Below are 16,350 nucleotides of genomic sequence, written 5' to 3'. Positions count from 1 at the left end.
GGCTGCAAAAGAAAAAAGACGGCTGATGCCGTCTTTTTTCTTTTCCGTTAAGTGAGTCGTTGATAGCGCATTCCAGGGTATGGGGCGATTGCCCCCATCAGTTCTAAATGGGTTAGTGCGCCTAAAACCTCACCAGAGGGGGCTTTGACCTGTTCCACAATCCAATCAAGACCAACGGGATCGCCAAAACCAATTGATTGGAGGATGCTCTGTTGCAGTGGGGCAAGATGATCAATTGCGATCGCAGTGGTAGTTTGATCTAAATGCGGCAGCATTCCCAAGGATTCCAGCAACTCATCTACACCTAAAATCGCCTGTGCGCCTTTACCCAAAAGCTTTAAACAGCCCTTAGCTTCACTCACATCAAGGGAATTGGGCAGAGCATAGACATCTCGTCCATATTCATTGGCTTGATAAGCCGTGATCAAAGCTCCTGAACGATCGGGAGCTTCGATCACCAATGTGACGCGGCTGAGTCCTGCAATAATCCGATTACGGGCAGGGAAATGTGCTTTTTGAGGCGTTGTACCCTGCGGATATTCACTCAGGACTAAGCCTGAGTTGAGAATTTGGTTATATAAATCCTTGTGCCGATGGGGATAAATTTGATCGACTCCTGTGCCTACGACTGCCACAGTTTGTCCACCAACATCTAAACAGGCTTTGTGGGCTTCGCCATCGATGCCCTCTGCCATGCCTGAAATAATCGTAAAACCACGCTCCGCTAAAGCCGTTACCAGCTTTTTAGTCCACCTGCGACCATAGGGGGTGGCGCGGCGCGTACCAACGATCGCTACGGTATTCCGTTCATTCCAACTGGTGAGATGACCGCGATAGTACAAAATTGGCGGCGGATCGGGGATCTCCCACAGTAATTGCGGATATTCGCGATCGCAAGGAGTCCAAAAATTGAGGTTGTCATGCTCATGGACTGCCAAGAGTGACAAAGGTTCAACTTCTTGCTGGGCTTGACGGATGGACTCAAGGGTTTGCCCGCCAATGCCCTCGACCTGTTGCAGCTCCTTTGGTAATGCTTGCCATGCCTCCGCCATAGAGTCGAAGGTTTGGTAAATGCGTTTTAGTAAAACGGGACCAAGCCCCCGTACCTGTGACCATGCTAACCAGTAGGCTCTTTCCATTAGTTAAGGGTTTTAAGGCGTTTAAGCCATGACATTTTTAAAAAATGCGATCGCATCTTTGAGCGCTGTAATAAATGTATCAATTTCTGCTTTGGTGTTGTAAAAGTAAACACTGGCACGAGCCGTACCACTGATGCCTAAAAAACGATGTAAAGGCTGTGTGCAATGATGCCCAGACCGAATCGCGATCCCATCTTGGTCAAGCATTGCCGATAGATCGTTGGCATGAATGCCATGGGCAATCGTGAAGGCAGCTAAACCTGCGCGATTGTGCCTTGGCCCATAGACCTTGATATCAGGAATTTGTTCGAGTTGTGCCATCAGGTAATTAATTAATTCCTGCTCATAGTCATGGATCTTGTCCATGCCGATTGCCATCAAATAATCAACCGCAGCACCGAGGGCAATTGCCTCACCGATCGCAGGTGTACCTGCCTCAAACTTATGGGGCAAACCTGCATAGGTCGAATGATCAAGGAAGACATCAGCGATCATTTCCCCACCACCCATAAAGGGAGGCATTTCTAGCAATAGCTCCCGCTTACCATAGAGAAATCCAATGCCCGTTGGGGCGCACATTTTATGTCCCGAAGCTACCAGCCAATCACAATCTAGGGCTTGGACATCAATCGGCATATGGGGGACACTCTGACAGGCATCGAGCAGCACCTTTGCACCCTGAGCATGGGCTAGGGGAATAATCTCCTCGACGGGGTTGACGCAACCGAGGGTATTGGAAACATGGACGATGGAAACTAGTTTGGTCTTAGGACTTAGCAAAGACCGAAACTGCTCAACGCTCAACAGCCCTTCGCTGGTGGGTTCGAGAAACTTCAGCACTGCACCTGTGCGCTGAGCAATTAATTGCCAAGGGACGATATTACTGTGATGCTCCATCACTGAGAGGATCACCTCATCTCCTTCCTTGAGATTAGCCCAACCCCAAGTATAGGCAACTAGATTAATTGCTTCACTGGCATTGCGGGTATAGATAATTTCTTCTGATGACTTGGCATTGACAAATTTAGCGACCTTTTCCCTTGCGCCTTCGTAGGCATCGGTTGCTCTAGCGCTGAGGGTATGTGCGCCGCGATGGACATTGGCATTGTCATGCTCGTAATAGTATTTCCAAGCCTCAATTACTGACTTAGGCTTTTGCGAACTGGCAGCATTGTCAAAATAGATAAGGGGTTTGCCGTTAACTTCTTGATTCAAAATCTCGAAATCTGCTCTGACCCGATCTGCCAAAGTCTTCTCGTAGGTTAGTGTCATGGGGCTTGCTATGGTGCTGTCTTGAATATTAGCTATCTTAAATATTTAGATGTGGTGGCGGCGACGGTCTGAAATGCCGAATGCGTTTCACATTTTTCTGGCATTTTGTCTACTTAATTTTAGCAGTCTATGCTGAATCAGGTGGGGGCTAGAAGCGTTATAGTGTGATAGACAATGCTGCCTTAAAGCCTTCTTATTCATAGCCTGTTTAGTATTATGACCCCGCTACCCAAATATCGCCCCAAACATCTGTCATTGGGCCCGCTAGAGTCAGAAATTCTAAATATTATCTGGAACAGCACCAGATTAGGTGCGACCGATATTCACGATCGCATTTTGAATGATCCCGATCGCGAATTAGCCTATGGCTCGGTGATGACGGTACTCCGTCGCCTCGAACAAAAGGGCTGGATTCATTGTGAGAAGGAAGGTAGAACACTCTATTGGCAAGCGCGAATATCTCGTGCCGAAGCACAGGCTTTGCAAGCCTATCACCAACTGAATCGCTTTCTAGAATTGGGTGATGCCGATATTGTGGCTGCCTTTGCCGATGATCTTGACAGGGCAAGCATGGACAAACTCGAAGCGATTGCCGATCGTCTCACCAAACTCCGTCAATCAAGATCCCCATCACAGGAGGGCTAAGCCAATGCATTTTGTCATGATTTTGGGATCGCTCTGCCTTGCTTGGGCAATGCGTTATGGTTGGAAAAACCTTATCGAGTCTGGTGGTCATAACTGGCTAAGTCGCTGGCAAACTGCCCTGATCTGTTTTGTGTTGCCGCCACTGCTGGTCGTGATGACGGCGATCGCCGTTATTTGGATGGGGGCAGAGGGACAGATGATTGGTTTACAGGCTGGTCAACTCAGCTATGCGATCGCAATTCTATTTCTGATCTACAGCATTTTGCGATCAGCTCAACTTGCTTGGAGCGGTTGGCAATCTTTACAAAAATTACAAAATCTGGTGATCGAGACTGAAAATGCTGAGTCTGAGGAATCCATGCAAATCTTAGATATGCCGATGCTATTCGCCGCCCAAATCGGCTTTTGGCGATCGCAACTTTTTATCAGCCAAGGTTTGCTCAATAAACTGGATGCTGAACACCTTGAAGCTGTGCTATTGCATGAACGCGCCCATGCCTATTACCGTGATACCTTTTGGTTTTTCTGGCTCGGTTGTCTCCGTCAAGTCATGCCTTGGCTGCCCAATACCCAAGCTCTCTGGGAAGAATTATTACTACTGCGTGAACTTCGCGCCGATCGTTGGGCGGCTCAATATGCTGATGGCTTATTGCTAGCCGAGTCATTACTGCTGATGGTCACTAGCAATTCAACCCCCAACACCACCTTTGCCGCAGCTTTTGGGGCAACCAATACCTGCGATCGCCTCGAAGAACGCATCAATTTTTTGTTGGCAACCCCTGAACCTTTGCCACAATTCTCTTTGCGATCGCTATTTTGGCTCAGCTTTGCTTTACTGCCTCTAACCGTTTTGCCATTGCACTACTAAACAAAAAAATTGAAAGCTCTGCAAAGCGGAGCTTTCAATTTTTTTGTGCAAGAATTCACGGTACGATGGAACGCGAAGACTGAGAGAATTGTATGGTGCATCAACTGCCGACTGGCGCAAAAGATTTACTTCCCCTAGACGTTGCTCAAAAGCGTTGGATCGAGAGTCGTATTCAACAAGTTTTTCAGTCATGGGGCTATCAACGCATCATTACCCCCACCGTTGAACATTTGCGATCGCTAACCGCAGGGGGCGCTGTCGATCCTGAATCCGTAATTCAACTCCATAGCAACAGCATCGATATTTTGGGCTTACGTCCCGAATTTACTGCCTCAATTGCCCGTGCCTATGCGGCGCGACTTGGCGGCAATGTGGCGACCTGTCCGCAGCGACTCTATTACAACGCCAATGTATTTCGGCGTAGATCCAACAACACCTCAGAAGAATCTTTTCAAGCAGGTGTAGAGCTATTGGGCGCATCGGGTTTACTTGCCGATGGCGAAATCTTGATGCTGCTTGCCGAAAGCCTCGATCGCGTAGAACTAGAAAATTGGCAAATTATTCTTGGTGATGCTCGACTCACGGGGGCATTGCTAGAGCTTTTCCCAGAGCAATATCGCGATAAAGTTCGACAATGCCTAGCTAGTCTTGATCGCATTTCTCTACAGGAAATGGACTTACCCACAGATGTCAAAGGTTATGCCCTCGAATTAATCGATCTCCGCGGCAAGCCCAAGGATGTACTTAGCCGACTATCCAACAGTGCATGGACATCGAGCCTGACAGGGGAAATTAATTATCTCAAGTCCCTGATCGAACTTTGGGAAAGTACAGGTACTACTTCAGTCGATCGGCTAATTCTCGATCTCAGCTTTATGCAGACCTTTGACTATTACACAGGCATTGTCTTTGAAGTTGCCTGTAACAACTATGTAGTTGCTCAAGGAGGACGCTACGATCATCTTCTCGGCGTTTATCATCCTCAAAACATCAGCTATCCCAGCATTGGTTTTTGCATTAATCTCGAAGATCTGCAACAAGCTTTGCAATCACGCTTACCCCAAACCCTCGTGACATCTAAATGCTTAGTTGTTGCCCAAAGTCCCAAGGCGATGCAATCCGCCTTTGCCTATGCTGCCAAGCTACGCCAAGATCTAGCAAGTGATGCAATTGAGTTAGAGTTAGAATTTCGGGCTGAAACAGAAGTGCGAAACCATGCGCGATTGCGAGGTATTACTCAGATTGCATGGATTAGCAATGACGGTGCGGCAAGCCTAGAAAGTGTCAGCTAAAAAATCTCTATTCAATTTGGATAACTTAAGGTAATCTATTCAACCAATCATCAATACAGCAATTGATTTGATCTTGATTAGGTATTTTTGAATGAGATTTCCAGAAACTGCAAAATCGAGTGTTAGCTTAGCCTTTAGTTTGGGGCTAATTGCCTCAATCGTGGCAATCGGCTGGTACTACGTCATTTTGCCCTATAGACAGAGTCCTCAAAGACCTGTTTTTGCCAATGACCTCAAAGCTGTACCTGCACCCAAGTCGCCGATCGCCGCGATCAAGGTGCAGCCAGTCCCAAAACCAACGGTCACCGCGAAACCCAAATCTAACGATGCCAAATATCAGGGTAAAGTTAATGCTGGTATTGGGTTAGTATTTCGTGCTGAACCTAGTCAATCGGCAAATAATGTTGGCGGTGCAGACTTTAATGCCAAGGTTGCCGTTATTAAAGAAACCCCTGATCGCGAATGGGTATTTGTCAGGAATGAAAGCACCAAAGAAGAAGGTTGGGTAAGGGCTGGCAATATTACTAAGGAATAGTTAAGCGTAAAAGAGATGTGCGGCGCGAAGCGCCGCACATCTCTTTGGGTTTTAGTGTTGCTACAGCGATACTTTTTTATTTATTGATAGCGATAGGCTGAATCACTGCATAATAGGAATAAAGCCGATAGAGACAATCCTGCAAGTTAATTGGATTGTCGCGGTATAGAGCAAGTAATTGAGTTAGCGATGCATTTTATTGATCGAGTTACGATACATGTCAAGTCTGGCGATGGTGGCGATGGGCTGGTCGCATTTCGCCGCGAGAAGTATGTGCCTGCGGGCGGGCCTGCGGGTGGCAATGGTGGCAATGGCGGTTCTGTGATTTTGGAAGCCACAACCGATCTACAAACATTGTTAGACTTTCGCTTCGAGAATATTTTTAAAGCGGAAAATGGTGAACGCGGCGGCCCCAGTAATATGACGGGGCGTAAAGGCAATGATCGCATTATCAAAGTGCCGATTGGTACGGTGGTGATGAATGAAGAGACAGGTGAAGTGTTAGGAGATCTAACCGAGGCTGGACAAACTTTGTTTGTGGCAAAGGGGGGCAAGGGTGGCTTGGGGAATAAATATTTCTTGAGCAATCAAAATCGCGCCCCTGACTATGCCCTACCCGGATTACCGGGAGAAGAGTTAAATCTCTATCTGGAATTAAAGTTAATTGCGGAAGTGGGTATCATTGGCTTGCCGAATGCGGGTAAATCAACCCTAATTTCGGTGGTGTCGGCAGCCCGTCCCAAAATTGCGGATTATCCCTTTACTACCCTTGTTCCAAATTTGGGTGTGGTGTCTAAGCCTTCAGGTGATGGCATTGTGTTTGCGGATATTCCCGGCTTAATCGAAGGGGCTTCTGAGGGAATTGGTTTAGGGCATGACTTTTTGCGTCATGTGGAACGCACGAAGCTATTGATTCATCTGATTGATGTGACACAGGACGATCCCCTTGCTGCCTATCACACGATTCAAGAAGAATTAGAAGCCTATGGTCATGGTTTATCGGATAAGCCGCAAATTTTGGCTTTGAATAAGATTGATGCAATGTTGCCTGAAGATGTGGAGGAAATTGCCGCTCAATTTGATCAACCGATTTTAGCTATTTCCGCAGCATCGAAAAAAGGGCTAGATATACTTTTGCGCTCGGTTTGGAAAAAGTTGGAAAAATTTGATCAACAAAACCCATAAAAAAAGCGGTGCTTAGCACCGCTTTTTTTATGGGGAGATGGCGATTATTTAAGCATATAGAAATTTCCAAGAGCCGCGATCGTCGTAATTTTTTTGTCAGGCATATCAGTTTCGTAGAGACTAAACAATATGAAGTTTTGCTGTTTTGTTGAGTTCTCAACGATGCCTGTAATCACTCCTTTCCCTTGTGAGATCAGAAATTTACAGGACTGTTGGGCGGCGATCGGCATATCGCCAGCACAGAGTGAATTTTTGCCTGTTTCTGAAAACTCGGTGGCAGCATATTCAACGTAACGTTCTTTGCTGGGATTGCTGATAGCCATGCCCACAGCAACGATCGCAATGCCAATTAAAGTTACTTGTAATTTCATAATCAAAATAGACAGGGGGCTTAAGTCCCTTGTTCCTTAAGTTTCTAGATGTTTTAAATGTACTGACAACTGCTACTTTTTAATTGGTGCGATCGCAATTTGGCTAATGTCACAAATTTGTTGATGACAATGACCATTACTAGCCACGATCGTTCCCCATTGGCGTAGTTCGAGATTGTTGTACGACAACTCGGTTAAATCCGCATGGGTAAGCTTGCCGCCCGCCTCGGTCAAGATAATTTCAGGAGCGCAGTAGTCCCAATCTTTGGGGGCAGATTTGCCAGAGACAGAGATATATACGTCTGCATGACCTGATGCGATCGCCGCGAATTTACCGCCAATGCTACCAACAGCAATTTCCGCAGCTTTGGGTAACTCATGGAGGATGCTTTCTAGTTGGGCATTGCGATGGCTACGACTAGCAACGACCACCATTTGATCGAGTTTAGCTTTGTCAGAAACATGGATGCGTTGCTTTTGACCGTCTCTGGTTTCCACATATGCCCCTTTACCGAGTATGGCTTGAAATAGACGATCTTGGGCAGGTGTGGCAACTAGCCCCAATACAGGTCGTTGGCGATAGGCTAAGCCAATATGTACCGCAAATTCATTAGTACGGCGAATAAAGTCACTGGTTCCATCCATCGGATCGATGATCCAGACCCATTCACAATCAAGACGATTGATATTATCTTCAGTTTCTTCACTGAGATAGGCAAATTCTTCAGTGCCAAAAGCCTCTTTTAGCTGTTGCAAAATAAATTCATTGGCAGCTAAATCGGCGGCAGTTACATTTCCATCTTCACCACCCTTCGACCTGATATCTAAGTCTTGAGGATCTTGATAATACTTCATCAAAATGTCACCCGCTCCCCAAGCGATTGGGCGAGCAAGTGACATGATTTCGTCTAAATTTAGCATCTTTGATTTTGGTGAAGCTGATGATTTGTACTATAGCGTAACCAAACATCAAAGCAAAAGAGGAGGTAATCACCTCCTCTTTTGCTTAACCACAGCCACAGCCAGATTTTTTGCAACCTGTCGAGCCTGCGGGATGTCCATCAGCGCAGGCTTTGCTGCAATAGGGCTTGCCATTTGCCATGATTGCTGTATCGAGGGAGACGATGCAAGAGCATTTAGGACAAGCACATTTAGTTTCAGTAATAGTGGTCATGAATTTAATCCTATGCGATTGAGCTTATTATATATGAATATATATTCATAAGTCAAGAATAAACTAATGCGATCACTTTTTCGTAAAATGGATACATGTTAAATTCCTCTCCAATTTCCGATCGCAGTGTGCAAGAGATACCAAATTGCGATCACTGTGAAGCTGAACCTGCAGTATTGCAAAATTTAACCGATGACATTTTGTCAGTGGAAAAGGCACAGATCATGGCAGAATTTTTTGCGATGTTGGGAGATCCCAATCGCCTCAGAATTTTGTCGATCCTATCGCGGCAGGAGTTATGCGTGCATGATCTGGCAGAATTAGTCGGTATGAGTGAGTCAGCAGTATCTCACCAGCTTAGGGTGTTAAGAACGATGCGTTTAGTTAGTTACCGTAAAAGTAAGCGTCGCGTCTATTACCAATTGCTGGATCACCATGTTCTAGAGCTATATCAGTCGGTTTCTGAGCATTTAGACGAGTAATCCACCCAAAAACAGGTAAGGAAAAGGCTTAGCCTTTTCCTTACCTGTTTTTGGGGCTTTAGGTGTATTGCGATCGCAATATGCGTAGTGACTCTATTGCCTTCTGTGACTCAATGGCAACCCTCGCCAAACAAGCGTAGATCAGAACAACATAATTTGCTTTGATGGAAGACTCAAGCTGGCGGCATTGATAGACAAGGGTCAATGCACCAACCTTACCGCTACTGGAGCGCAATTTATTTAACAATTCCCAGAGCTGAGTGTGATTATTTGTCGCTAGGGCTTGATCGATGGCTTGAACTAAGAGCGGGGTTTCTTGTAGGTAAGTATCGATTACTTCTAAGGCGAGATTGCGATCGCAATTGGTGAGAGTTTCTAAAAACTGCAAGTCAATTACAGGGTTAGTCTCTTGCTCTAAAAATGCACAGAGATCAATCGGTAACCGATGCACCTGTTCTATTGTTGGCTCAGTCACTGGAAGATCATACTGTTGCTCCTGTTGGCATGACTCAGTTGTATCCAAACCATGCTGAAGCTCCACTAAATTAAAATGATCGATAGATATTTCTAGAGCAGCTTCTTTTGATGAATCCTCTACCAGCACACCTTCTACATCAGTCAACGACTGAATTTCTGCGGTGGGAATTGTTCTGGTAGCAGGTGCATCTGCCTGTTCAAAATTCATTGCCAAGTCAACGGATGTAATGTTCTCATCAGCAGCGACAGGCATGACTGAGGTTGTATCTACATCTATCGTTCTACTTGATAAAGTTAAATCCTCATCTACTAATGGAATAGATGTTTTCTCAATGTCGGCAACTGCTAAAACTAATGAACTTGTTTCCGTTGGTAAAGCCGCTAAAGCTTCATGGAAATCAGAGTCAATATTGGCAAGGGGATGGGTTTCCTGCTGGTGACTATCTATTTCCAATGGAGACTCTTCTGGAACTTCTTGCTCGTGATTGAACTCTGTGATTTGAGACTCTATTAACACAGTTTCCTGATCAGGATGGCTCACCTCTATTGGTACTTCTATAACAACATTCTCTATATCTTGAGGTGCAATTTCTGGCTCAGGTACTTGGGAGATACTAGAAACCTTTGCAGATTCTTCTGCTTCTGTTTCTTGCTCAATATCATGTATAGAGATAGTTTCTGGAGCTTCTATAGAAGTTATAGTTTCTACAGTCGGTTCTTGCAGAATAGTTGGCTCATCGGCATCAATATCTTGATTGACAACTAGATTTTGTACAGATTGATTGTCACTGGCGGCGATTTCGGCAACGGCTCGGTGCAAATGATCTAGCTCATTTTTGAGGACTTGTAGATCCTCGGTGAGATCGTGGGATTGCTGACGTAAATTGGTGAGGGAAATTGCAATGCCAATTTGAGCGGCAATGAGGGATAGGGAAGTGCGATCACTCTCGGAACAACTCTGATGATTGTTGCCATAAAAGGCTACTAGAGTCCCCCAAACTTCTTGTCCTGCATGGATCTTATTGGAAGCGTAAGCAGAAATTCCGATTTCCTCTAGTAAATTACTGATGTGATTAGAGATACTAGAACTACGAATATTGGCGACAATTTGCTCCTCTTGTTCTGCAATGTGACCTTCAGATTCTGCTTGGATCGACTCAGCCAGATGCCGTGCCAAGGAAAGCTGTCTTTCAGGCATATTTGCAAAGGACTCCACACCGCTTGCGATCGCATCGGTGGCAAATTCTCCTCGTCCGTCATCGTGAAACCGAAAAATAGCAACACGATCGACTTGTAGTAATTTTTGGGCCACCTGTACGGCAACTTGTAAAACTAGCTCTAGAGATGGTGAGCGCTGAATTGTATCGGCAAGTTGGGCGAGGGCTTTTTCTCTAGCGATGATATTGCTAAGTAAATTCGATGCAGGTGAATCTGATGACTGGCTAGCTAGAAGCTTTTCGTAATGCTCTTCCCAGCTAAGTTGATGGACACGCTCTTGCTGAACCAAGATGGCTTTGAGGTGTTCATAGGCAGCGCGATCGCGGCAGAGATGGCGAATTTGGTCTAGGAGATGAGAATCCATGGGTACGATTTGCTTCCCCGAATGTGTTCTAGCTTTTGTTTAAGTGGCTAGGCATAATTAAAACCTAGAGGTAAAACCTGTAGCACGCGCAGCGTGTGCTACAGGTTTCAGGGTTTTATATTTAATTGCGCCTAGTTCCATAGAAAAACAATAAACTTGGAAAACTTTGATTTATCTGGAAATTGAATTTTAGCTGATCTGCTTTGGCGATCGCATGAGACACAAAGCGTAACTTTGGTATTTGCGCTAATAAAAAAGTAGGAATAGTTGATGATATATCACTATTTTTTGTTAGTTTCTATAATGTTTTGCGGTGCTTTGCACTGTAATATCGTTACTCATTGTCTAGATGTCAAAAGATATTTAAAGCTATGGTGCGCTATACCCTTGCCCAAAGTCCCGAAGTTGTCTTAAGCGTGAGTGGCAAAGATTCGCCAAAAGCACGGGAAAAGGCAATGGCAGAACTGATGGAATTGATGGACTCAGGTAAACTCGATACTGACCTTGCTGATGGCTTTAGTCCTGACCAATTTATTGAAGTGAGAGAACTTTCTATGTCTGAAGATCGCGAAGATCCGATTACTCAAGCTGTGCAAGTCTTAAATAACCTTGCAACCTTAAAAATTAAAATTCAAGAATTACGATCTGATGCGATGCAGGTGCGATCGCAAATCGATATCCTGTTCAGCGATGAGATTGTCTCTGAGGAGCAAATCAACAGCATTAAGGAAGGTTTTAAGACGCTCAAGAGTTTTGCTCAGTTGAATATGAAGTTTTTAGATGCGCGATCGCAGGCTGAACATGCTCGTCAAGTTCTGGATGAAGCGCTCAAGTCGCCCAATGCTGAGGTAAAAATCTCTGCTGATAGTAGTGCGGCAAGTTCTTCCCCCTTTGAAATTGAGAACGATGAGGATGAAACAGACAATAACGAGTCAACCACGCAAGTTGAAAATGCGATTGTTGAAGTGCCTGTGAATAAATCGAAGAAAAAATAATAGCAAAGCTAAAAATGCCTTTGCTTGAGTACAAATACATTTTAAAAGTGGGGCTTTGCCCCACTTTTAAAAATGTATTTAGGTAACACGGGTCAAAATCACTACGCCTGCAGTAAGCCCAATTAAATTAGGCATCCAAGCGGCGGCGATCGGTGAGAGAAACTCGACTTGTCCCAAAGCCCCGCAGATAAATAGCAATAGATAATAGCCAAAAATAATCAGCACGCTTAATCCAAATCCGATCGCAGCGCCAGTTCTTTGGGGACGCATCCCCAAGGAAGCACCCACAATCGCAAATACCACACAGATAAAGGGGAGTGCATATTTCTGTTCTAACCTGACCTCTAGCTTACGGATCTCTTTGGTATTGCCAGATTGCTTGAGTAGCTCAATATTGCGGCGAATATCGGCAATATTCATTTCCTCAGCGCTACGCTGCTCCTGTGCTAAATCAAGTGGGGCGCGGGGTAATTGCAGATTTTGATCATCAAAGCGGAGAATACTCCGGTAATTGCCATCTGGCCCCACCAAATAAGTTGTTCCCTTGGTGAATCTCCAAACATTTTGATCGGGTAGCCAAATTGCCGACTCAGCAGCAAGGATTTGTTGGAGTTGTCCCTGAGAAAAATCGAGAACGGTTAACCCGCGCATCTCTTTGCCATCAAAGCTACGGGCATAAAAACTGCGGACTAGTCCCTGCTTTTTACTGCCATCCTCTTGTGGCACTTCGCCATATTGTTGATAGAAAATATCTTGACTTTTAAACTGAACATTTTCCTGATTTAGAGCTGCTCTGAGGGTACTGCGAGACTGCCAGTTTGCTGCGGGGACAATTGCCTCATTAAAGACATAGGTCAGCCCTGTGACAAATAAACTCAGCACCAAAGCAGGTAAAACTAAACGGTAGGCACTCACCCCACAACTGCGGAGGGCGGTTGTTTCTCCGTCGCCTGACATGCGGCTATAGGACAGCAATGTCGCTAGTAACATTGACATCGGGAAGGAATAGACCATGAAGCCCGGAACTTGATAGCCAAAAATTTGCAGAGCTACTAAAACACTCAAGCCTGCATCAGTGATCAGCCGAATTAGCTCAAATAGGGAACCGATCGCTAAAATCACCGAGGAAAATGCGCCCACTCCAAATAAGAAGGGAACTAGCATCTGGATGATCAAATAGCGATCCATGATCGATAGTCTTGGCAGCCATCCTAGCGACACGTTAGTAGATTTTTTCCTCGTATGCGTTGTTGGTGAGGTTGTCATTTCCTTTATCGAGATTACAGGTTCTTGGAAACAGTTGTGTATTTTTTTATGCCATTGCCATTCAAAAATAGAAAATGGGCGCAAAAATCAAAAATTCAATCAGAAATCAAAATCAAATTAAATCAAAATTAAAAGTGAAACTTTTCACCCAAATAGTATTTGCGAACATCAGGATCGTCGGCTAATTCTCGACTAGAGCCATCGGCAAATACTTCACCTTCACGCATGATGTAGGCGCGATCGGTAATTGTGAGGGTTTCACGGACATTGTGGTCAGTAATTAACACGCCCATATTGCGATCGCGTAAATTACTAATAATCGTCTGAATCTCACTCACGGCGATCGGGTCAATTCCCGCAAAGGGTTCATCTAGCAAAATAAATTTAGGTCCATCGACACCCACTGCCAAGGCTCTGGCGATTTCGGTGCGGCGACGTTCTCCCCCTGAAACTTGGATTCCCAATGTGTCAGCAATCTTGGTCAGTCGAAATTCTTCTAACAAGGTGCGGAGGCGATGAATCCGCAAATGCTGGGGGACATTGGTTTGTTGCATCACCAGCAATAGATTGTCACGCACCGATAGCTGCCGAAAAATCGTGGCTTCTTGGGCAAGGTATGCCATACCCATGCGGGCGCGTTTATGGATAGGTAAGCGGGTGATATCTTGCTTGTCTAGCCAAACACTGCCGCTATCGGGCTGCACTAGCCCTGTTGCCATATAAAACGAGGTCGTCTTACCAGCACCGTTGGGACCCAATAACCCCACAATTTCTCCCTGCTTGACAGTGAGACTTACTTGCTGGACGACCTGTCTACCGCTGTAATTTTTACTAACGTTGTCGAGGGTGATTTGCATTACTGATGCTCGGAATTATGCTCGGATGGGGAAATGTGACATTCTCTGCACTCTCGGTGACGGGGATTCCTAACTTAGCAAGATAACTTAATTAGACGGTTTTTGAGAACTATCCGAGTTAATGGTGGTTGGTGGACTGACCCGTTGTTTTTTGAATGCAGGTTTAATTTGCTCGACGGAGGTGGCAGATGTGGCAGGCGTGGTTGCTAGGTCACGATCGGGGACGACATAGATAGTCTCTACCTGTTGATTGTTCGCTGGGGATGCGACAAATTTACCTTCAGTAACAAGATAGGTAATGGTCTCTGCTTTGATACTATTTACGCCCTCTTGGGTCACTGTGACATCCCCCGTCAAAACGACTTTTTGTTCCTTGGAGAAATATTGTGCTTGTGCTGCCACCGCATCAATCTGTCTGGCAGGATAGGTCATCCGCACATTGCCCGTAGCAGTGACTACGCCTGTAATTGAGTTTGCCTCTTGCACATCCGCACGAATCGTTAACGAAGTGTTTTGCGCTTGAGTGGGTGGTAATGCACTGGCTGCGATCGCAAAGGGGATGGCAACAAGCAATAATTTAGAGATCGCGGTGGGAAAAGCGAACTTAGAAAATGAAAAGGTCATAGGGTTTGTACCTTGGCTTCATACAAATTTACAATGGCTGCGACCACTTCTTCTATGGTTAGACCATCTGTATTGACTAAAGTTGCATCTTTAGCTTGGGTTAGAGGGGCATGGTCGCGGGTAGAGTCTTTGCGATCGCGTTCTTGAATTTCTTGCTCAAGGGTAGCTAAATCGGGTGCGACCTGTCCCTGCGCGATCAGGTCAGCTTGCCGACGCTTCGCCCGTTCTTGTGCTGAGGCAGTCAAAAATATTTTTACTTCAGCTTCAGGAAAAACATGGGTGCCAATGTCCCGCCCTTCCATCACCACGCCGCCAGCTTGACCGATTAATTGTTGTTGCTTGACCAAAATTTTGCGAACCGCAGGTTGTGCGGCGATGGTCGAAACATTGGCAGTGACTTCAGGCGTACGAATATCAGTGGTGATGTCTTCGCCATTGAGTAGCACCTGCATCGGCTGCCCTGCGATCGGATTGGCAAACAATTGAATTTTGGACTTAGCCGCGATCGCTTTTACTTTGTCTTGATCTTGCAGATCTAGCCCCTCGCGCAACGCCGCTAAAGTTACACTGCGGTACATCGCACCAGTATCAAGGAATAATAAACCTAACTGGTTTGCCACCTGCTTGGTGACAGTAGATTTGCCCGCCCCTGCGGGGCCATCGATCGCAATGATCGGTTTTCGGGGTGTAACGGTAGGACTCAGCAAAATATTATCAATCAAGCGTGTATTTCCGATTCGAGCAGCGATTGCCAACATTAACTCTGCATCAGGTGTAATTTGCTGACAGGGTTGTAAGGTCTTGGCATCGACTAACTCAATATACTCTAGGTCAATTGCTGACAGCTTCGCTAGATAATCGCGGACAACTTGCAAAATTGGCTCTGATGAGCTAGTTGTCCCTCCCCTAAAAAATTGTTGCTTAGCCCTTTGCAAACTTTGATAGATCTGCGCCGCTAAAATGCGATCGCAATCCGATAAATACTGATTACGGGAGCTATGGGCTAATCCACTCGGTTCGCGCAAGGTCGGACAGCCGATAATCTCCACAGGTATATTTAAGTCATTAACTAAGCGGCGAATGATTGCTAATTGTTGACCATCCTTATTACCAAAATAGGCGCGATCAGGCTGCACAACATTCAAGAGCTTGGTGACGATCGTGGCAACCCCTTGAAAATGTCCAATCCGCGATCGTCCACACAAAATATCGGTCATTGCCGAGGGGGGAATAACTTGCGTAACGGTATGACTAGTGACACCCATCTCTGAGGCATTGGGCGCAAAAATGGCATCAACCCCAGCTTGCTCACAAATTTGTTGATCGCTAGCTAAGGTACGCGGATATTTGTCAAAATCTTCGCCTGCACCAAACTGTAAGGGATTGACAAAAATACTGACCACAACGCAAGTGTTTTCATCTCTAGCACGATCGATCAAACTCAAATGCCCTATGTGCAGAGCGCCCATTGTCGGCACAAACCCCACCGATAATTGTCCATGAGGTTGTGAAAATTTTTGAGACTTTAAGTAAGCACGCAGAGCTGCGATCGTCGTAAATAGCTGTGTCAAGCAATCAACCTCAAT

Annotated in this window: 16 protein-coding genes and 1 pseudogene; 7 read left to right on the top strand and 10 right to left on the bottom strand. The window is 45.6% G+C overall.

What is annotated here, in order from left to right:
- Positions 1 to 47: 47 nt before the first annotated feature.
- Positions 48 to 1,139, bottom strand: coding sequence for a DNA-processing protein DprA (gene dprA / locus H6F41_RS02295; RefSeq protein WP_190401856.1), 1,092 nt, complete (start codon positions 1,137 to 1,139; stop codon positions 48 to 50).
- 21 nt (positions 1,140 to 1,160) lie between these two features.
- Positions 1,161 to 2,411, bottom strand: coding sequence for a SufS family cysteine desulfurase (locus tag H6F41_RS02290; protein WP_190401855.1), 1,251 nt, complete (start codon positions 2,409 to 2,411; stop codon positions 1,161 to 1,163).
- Between the two features lie 216 nt (positions 2,412 to 2,627).
- On the opposite strand from H6F41_RS02290, the gene H6F41_RS02285 reads away from it, so the two are divergent.
- The 5 genes from H6F41_RS02285 to obgE all read left to right on the top strand — a co-directional run bounded on the left by H6F41_RS02285 (position 2,628) and on the right by obgE (position 6,936).
- Positions 2,628 to 3,056: a BlaI/MecI/CopY family transcriptional regulator gene (locus tag H6F41_RS02285; protein WP_190401854.1), complete on the top strand. Its 429-nt coding sequence runs from the start codon at positions 2,628 to 2,630 to the stop codon at positions 3,054 to 3,056.
- Positions 2,962 to 3,924 (top strand): M56 family metallopeptidase, encoded by a 963-nt coding sequence (locus H6F41_RS02280; RefSeq protein WP_242022890.1) that lies wholly within the window; start codon positions 2,962 to 2,964, stop codon positions 3,922 to 3,924. The genes H6F41_RS02285 and H6F41_RS02280 overlap by 95 nt, the downstream gene beginning before the upstream one ends.
- Positions 3,925 to 4,016: 92 nt before the next feature.
- Positions 4,017 to 5,216 (top strand): ATP phosphoribosyltransferase regulatory subunit, encoded by a 1,200-nt coding sequence (locus H6F41_RS02275; RefSeq protein ID WP_190401853.1) that lies wholly within the window; start codon positions 4,017 to 4,019, stop codon positions 5,214 to 5,216.
- 91 nt (positions 5,217 to 5,307) lie between these two features.
- Positions 5,308 to 5,751 (top strand): SH3 domain-containing protein, encoded by a 444-nt coding sequence (locus H6F41_RS02270; RefSeq protein WP_190401852.1) that lies wholly within the window; start codon positions 5,308 to 5,310, stop codon positions 5,749 to 5,751.
- A gap of 189 nt (positions 5,752 to 5,940) precedes the next feature.
- Positions 5,941 to 6,936, top strand: a complete 996-nt coding sequence (gene obgE / locus H6F41_RS02265; RefSeq protein ID WP_190401851.1) for a GTPase ObgE — start codon at positions 5,941 to 5,943, stop codon at positions 6,934 to 6,936.
- 44 nt (positions 6,937 to 6,980) lie between these two features.
- On the opposite strand, the gene H6F41_RS02260 is transcribed toward obgE, so the two are convergent.
- From H6F41_RS02260 to H6F41_RS02250, 3 genes are all read right to left on the bottom strand, one after another.
- The gene (locus H6F41_RS02260) at positions 6,981 to 7,307 is read right to left on the bottom strand and encodes a DUF4359 domain-containing protein (RefSeq protein WP_190401850.1); all 327 of its coding nucleotides are present in this window, start codon (positions 7,305 to 7,307) and stop codon (positions 6,981 to 6,983) included.
- 72 nt (positions 7,308 to 7,379) lie between these two features.
- On the bottom strand, positions 7,380 to 8,207 hold the full coding sequence (locus tag H6F41_RS02255) for a 3'(2'),5'-bisphosphate nucleotidase CysQ family protein (protein WP_242022875.1): 828 nt from the start codon (positions 8,205 to 8,207) through the stop codon (positions 7,380 to 7,382).
- Between the two features lie 106 nt (positions 8,208 to 8,313).
- Complete coding sequence (locus tag H6F41_RS02250) at positions 8,314 to 8,481, bottom strand: metallothionein (protein ID WP_190401848.1); 168 nt, start codon at positions 8,479 to 8,481, stop codon at positions 8,314 to 8,316.
- 95 nt (positions 8,482 to 8,576) lie between these two features.
- Here H6F41_RS02250 and H6F41_RS02245 point away from each other — a divergent pair, with 95 nt between their 5' ends.
- Complete coding sequence (locus tag H6F41_RS02245) at positions 8,577 to 8,963, top strand: ArsR/SmtB family transcription factor (RefSeq protein ID WP_190401847.1); 387 nt, start codon at positions 8,577 to 8,579, stop codon at positions 8,961 to 8,963.
- A 58-nt stretch (positions 8,964 to 9,021) separates the two neighbouring features.
- On the opposite strand, the gene H6F41_RS02240 is transcribed toward H6F41_RS02245, so the two are convergent.
- Entirely contained in the window at positions 9,022 to 11,022 is a 2,001-nt protein-coding gene (locus H6F41_RS02240; RefSeq protein ID WP_190401846.1) for a GAF domain-containing protein, read from the bottom strand.
- Between the two features lie 371 nt (positions 11,023 to 11,393).
- On the opposite strand from H6F41_RS02240, the pseudogene H6F41_RS02235 reads away from it, so the two are divergent.
- A pseudogene (locus H6F41_RS02235) lies at positions 11,394 to 11,864 on the top strand (hypothetical protein); the annotation flags it as partial.
- 231 nt (positions 11,865 to 12,095) lie between these two features.
- On the opposite strand, the gene H6F41_RS02230 reads toward H6F41_RS02235, so the two are convergent.
- From H6F41_RS02230 to H6F41_RS02215, 4 genes are all read right to left on the bottom strand, one after another.
- Positions 12,096 to 13,283 (bottom strand): LptF/LptG family permease, encoded by a 1,188-nt coding sequence (locus H6F41_RS02230; protein ID WP_190401844.1) that lies wholly within the window; start codon positions 13,281 to 13,283, stop codon positions 12,096 to 12,098.
- Between the two features lie 128 nt (positions 13,284 to 13,411).
- Positions 13,412 to 14,140: an LPS export ABC transporter ATP-binding protein gene (gene lptB / locus H6F41_RS02225; RefSeq protein ID WP_190401843.1), complete on the bottom strand. Its 729-nt coding sequence runs from the start codon at positions 14,138 to 14,140 to the stop codon at positions 13,412 to 13,414.
- A gap of 87 nt (positions 14,141 to 14,227) precedes the next feature.
- Complete coding sequence (locus H6F41_RS02220) at positions 14,228 to 14,764, bottom strand: LptA/OstA family protein (RefSeq protein WP_190401842.1); 537 nt, start codon at positions 14,762 to 14,764, stop codon at positions 14,228 to 14,230.
- Complete coding sequence (locus tag H6F41_RS02215) at positions 14,761 to 16,335, bottom strand: bifunctional pantoate--beta-alanine ligase/(d)CMP kinase (protein ID WP_190401841.1); 1,575 nt, start codon at positions 16,333 to 16,335, stop codon at positions 14,761 to 14,763. Before H6F41_RS02215 ends, H6F41_RS02220 begins: the two co-directional genes overlap by 4 nt.
- Positions 16,336 to 16,350 lie beyond the last annotated feature (15 nt).

This window comes from Pseudanabaena mucicola FACHB-723, assembly GCF_014696385.1.
Taxonomy (GTDB): Bacteria; Cyanobacteriota; Cyanobacteriia; order Pseudanabaenales; family Pseudanabaenaceae; genus Pseudanabaena.
This window is presented reverse-complemented; position numbering and strand designations above follow the sequence as displayed.

Coding starts and splice junctions, on each gene's coding strand:
- H6F41_RS02275 (WP_190401853.1), top strand. CDS start 4,017: ATGGTGCATCAACTGCCGACTGGCGCAAAAGATTTACTTCCCCTAGAC.
- H6F41_RS02245 (WP_190401847.1), top strand. CDS start 8,577: ATGTTAAATTCCTCTCCAATTTCCGATCGCAGTGTGCAAGAGATACCA.
- H6F41_RS02240 (WP_190401846.1), bottom strand. CDS start 11,022: ATGGATTCTCATCTCCTAGACCAAATTCGCCATCTCTGCCGCGATCGC.
- H6F41_RS02270 (WP_190401852.1), top strand. CDS start 5,308: ATGAGATTTCCAGAAACTGCAAAATCGAGTGTTAGCTTAGCCTTTAGT.
- H6F41_RS02255 (WP_242022875.1), bottom strand. CDS start 8,207: ATGTCACTTGCTCGCCCAATCGCTTGGGGAGCGGGTGACATTTTGATG.
- H6F41_RS02220 (WP_190401842.1), bottom strand. CDS start 14,764: ATGACCTTTTCATTTTCTAAGTTCGCTTTTCCCACCGCGATCTCTAAA.
- H6F41_RS02285 (WP_190401854.1), top strand. CDS start 2,628: ATGACCCCGCTACCCAAATATCGCCCCAAACATCTGTCATTGGGCCCG.
- dprA (WP_190401856.1), bottom strand. CDS start 1,139: ATGGAAAGAGCCTACTGGTTAGCATGGTCACAGGTACGGGGGCTTGGT.
- H6F41_RS02230 (WP_190401844.1), bottom strand. CDS start 13,283: ATGACAACCTCACCAACAACGCATACGAGGAAAAAATCTACTAACGTG.
- H6F41_RS02250 (WP_190401848.1), bottom strand. CDS start 8,481: ATGACCACTATTACTGAAACTAAATGTGCTTGTCCTAAATGCTCTTGC.
- lptB (WP_190401843.1), bottom strand. CDS start 14,140: ATGCAAATCACCCTCGACAACGTTAGTAAAAATTACAGCGGTAGACAG.
- H6F41_RS02280 (WP_242022890.1), top strand. CDS start 2,962: ATGATCTTGACAGGGCAAGCATGGACAAACTCGAAGCGATTGCCGATC.
- obgE (WP_190401851.1), top strand. CDS start 5,941: ATGCATTTTATTGATCGAGTTACGATACATGTCAAGTCTGGCGATGGT.
- H6F41_RS02260 (WP_190401850.1), bottom strand. CDS start 7,307: ATGAAATTACAAGTAACTTTAATTGGCATTGCGATCGTTGCTGTGGGC.
- H6F41_RS02290 (WP_190401855.1), bottom strand. CDS start 2,411: ATGACACTAACCTACGAGAAGACTTTGGCAGATCGGGTCAGAGCAGAT.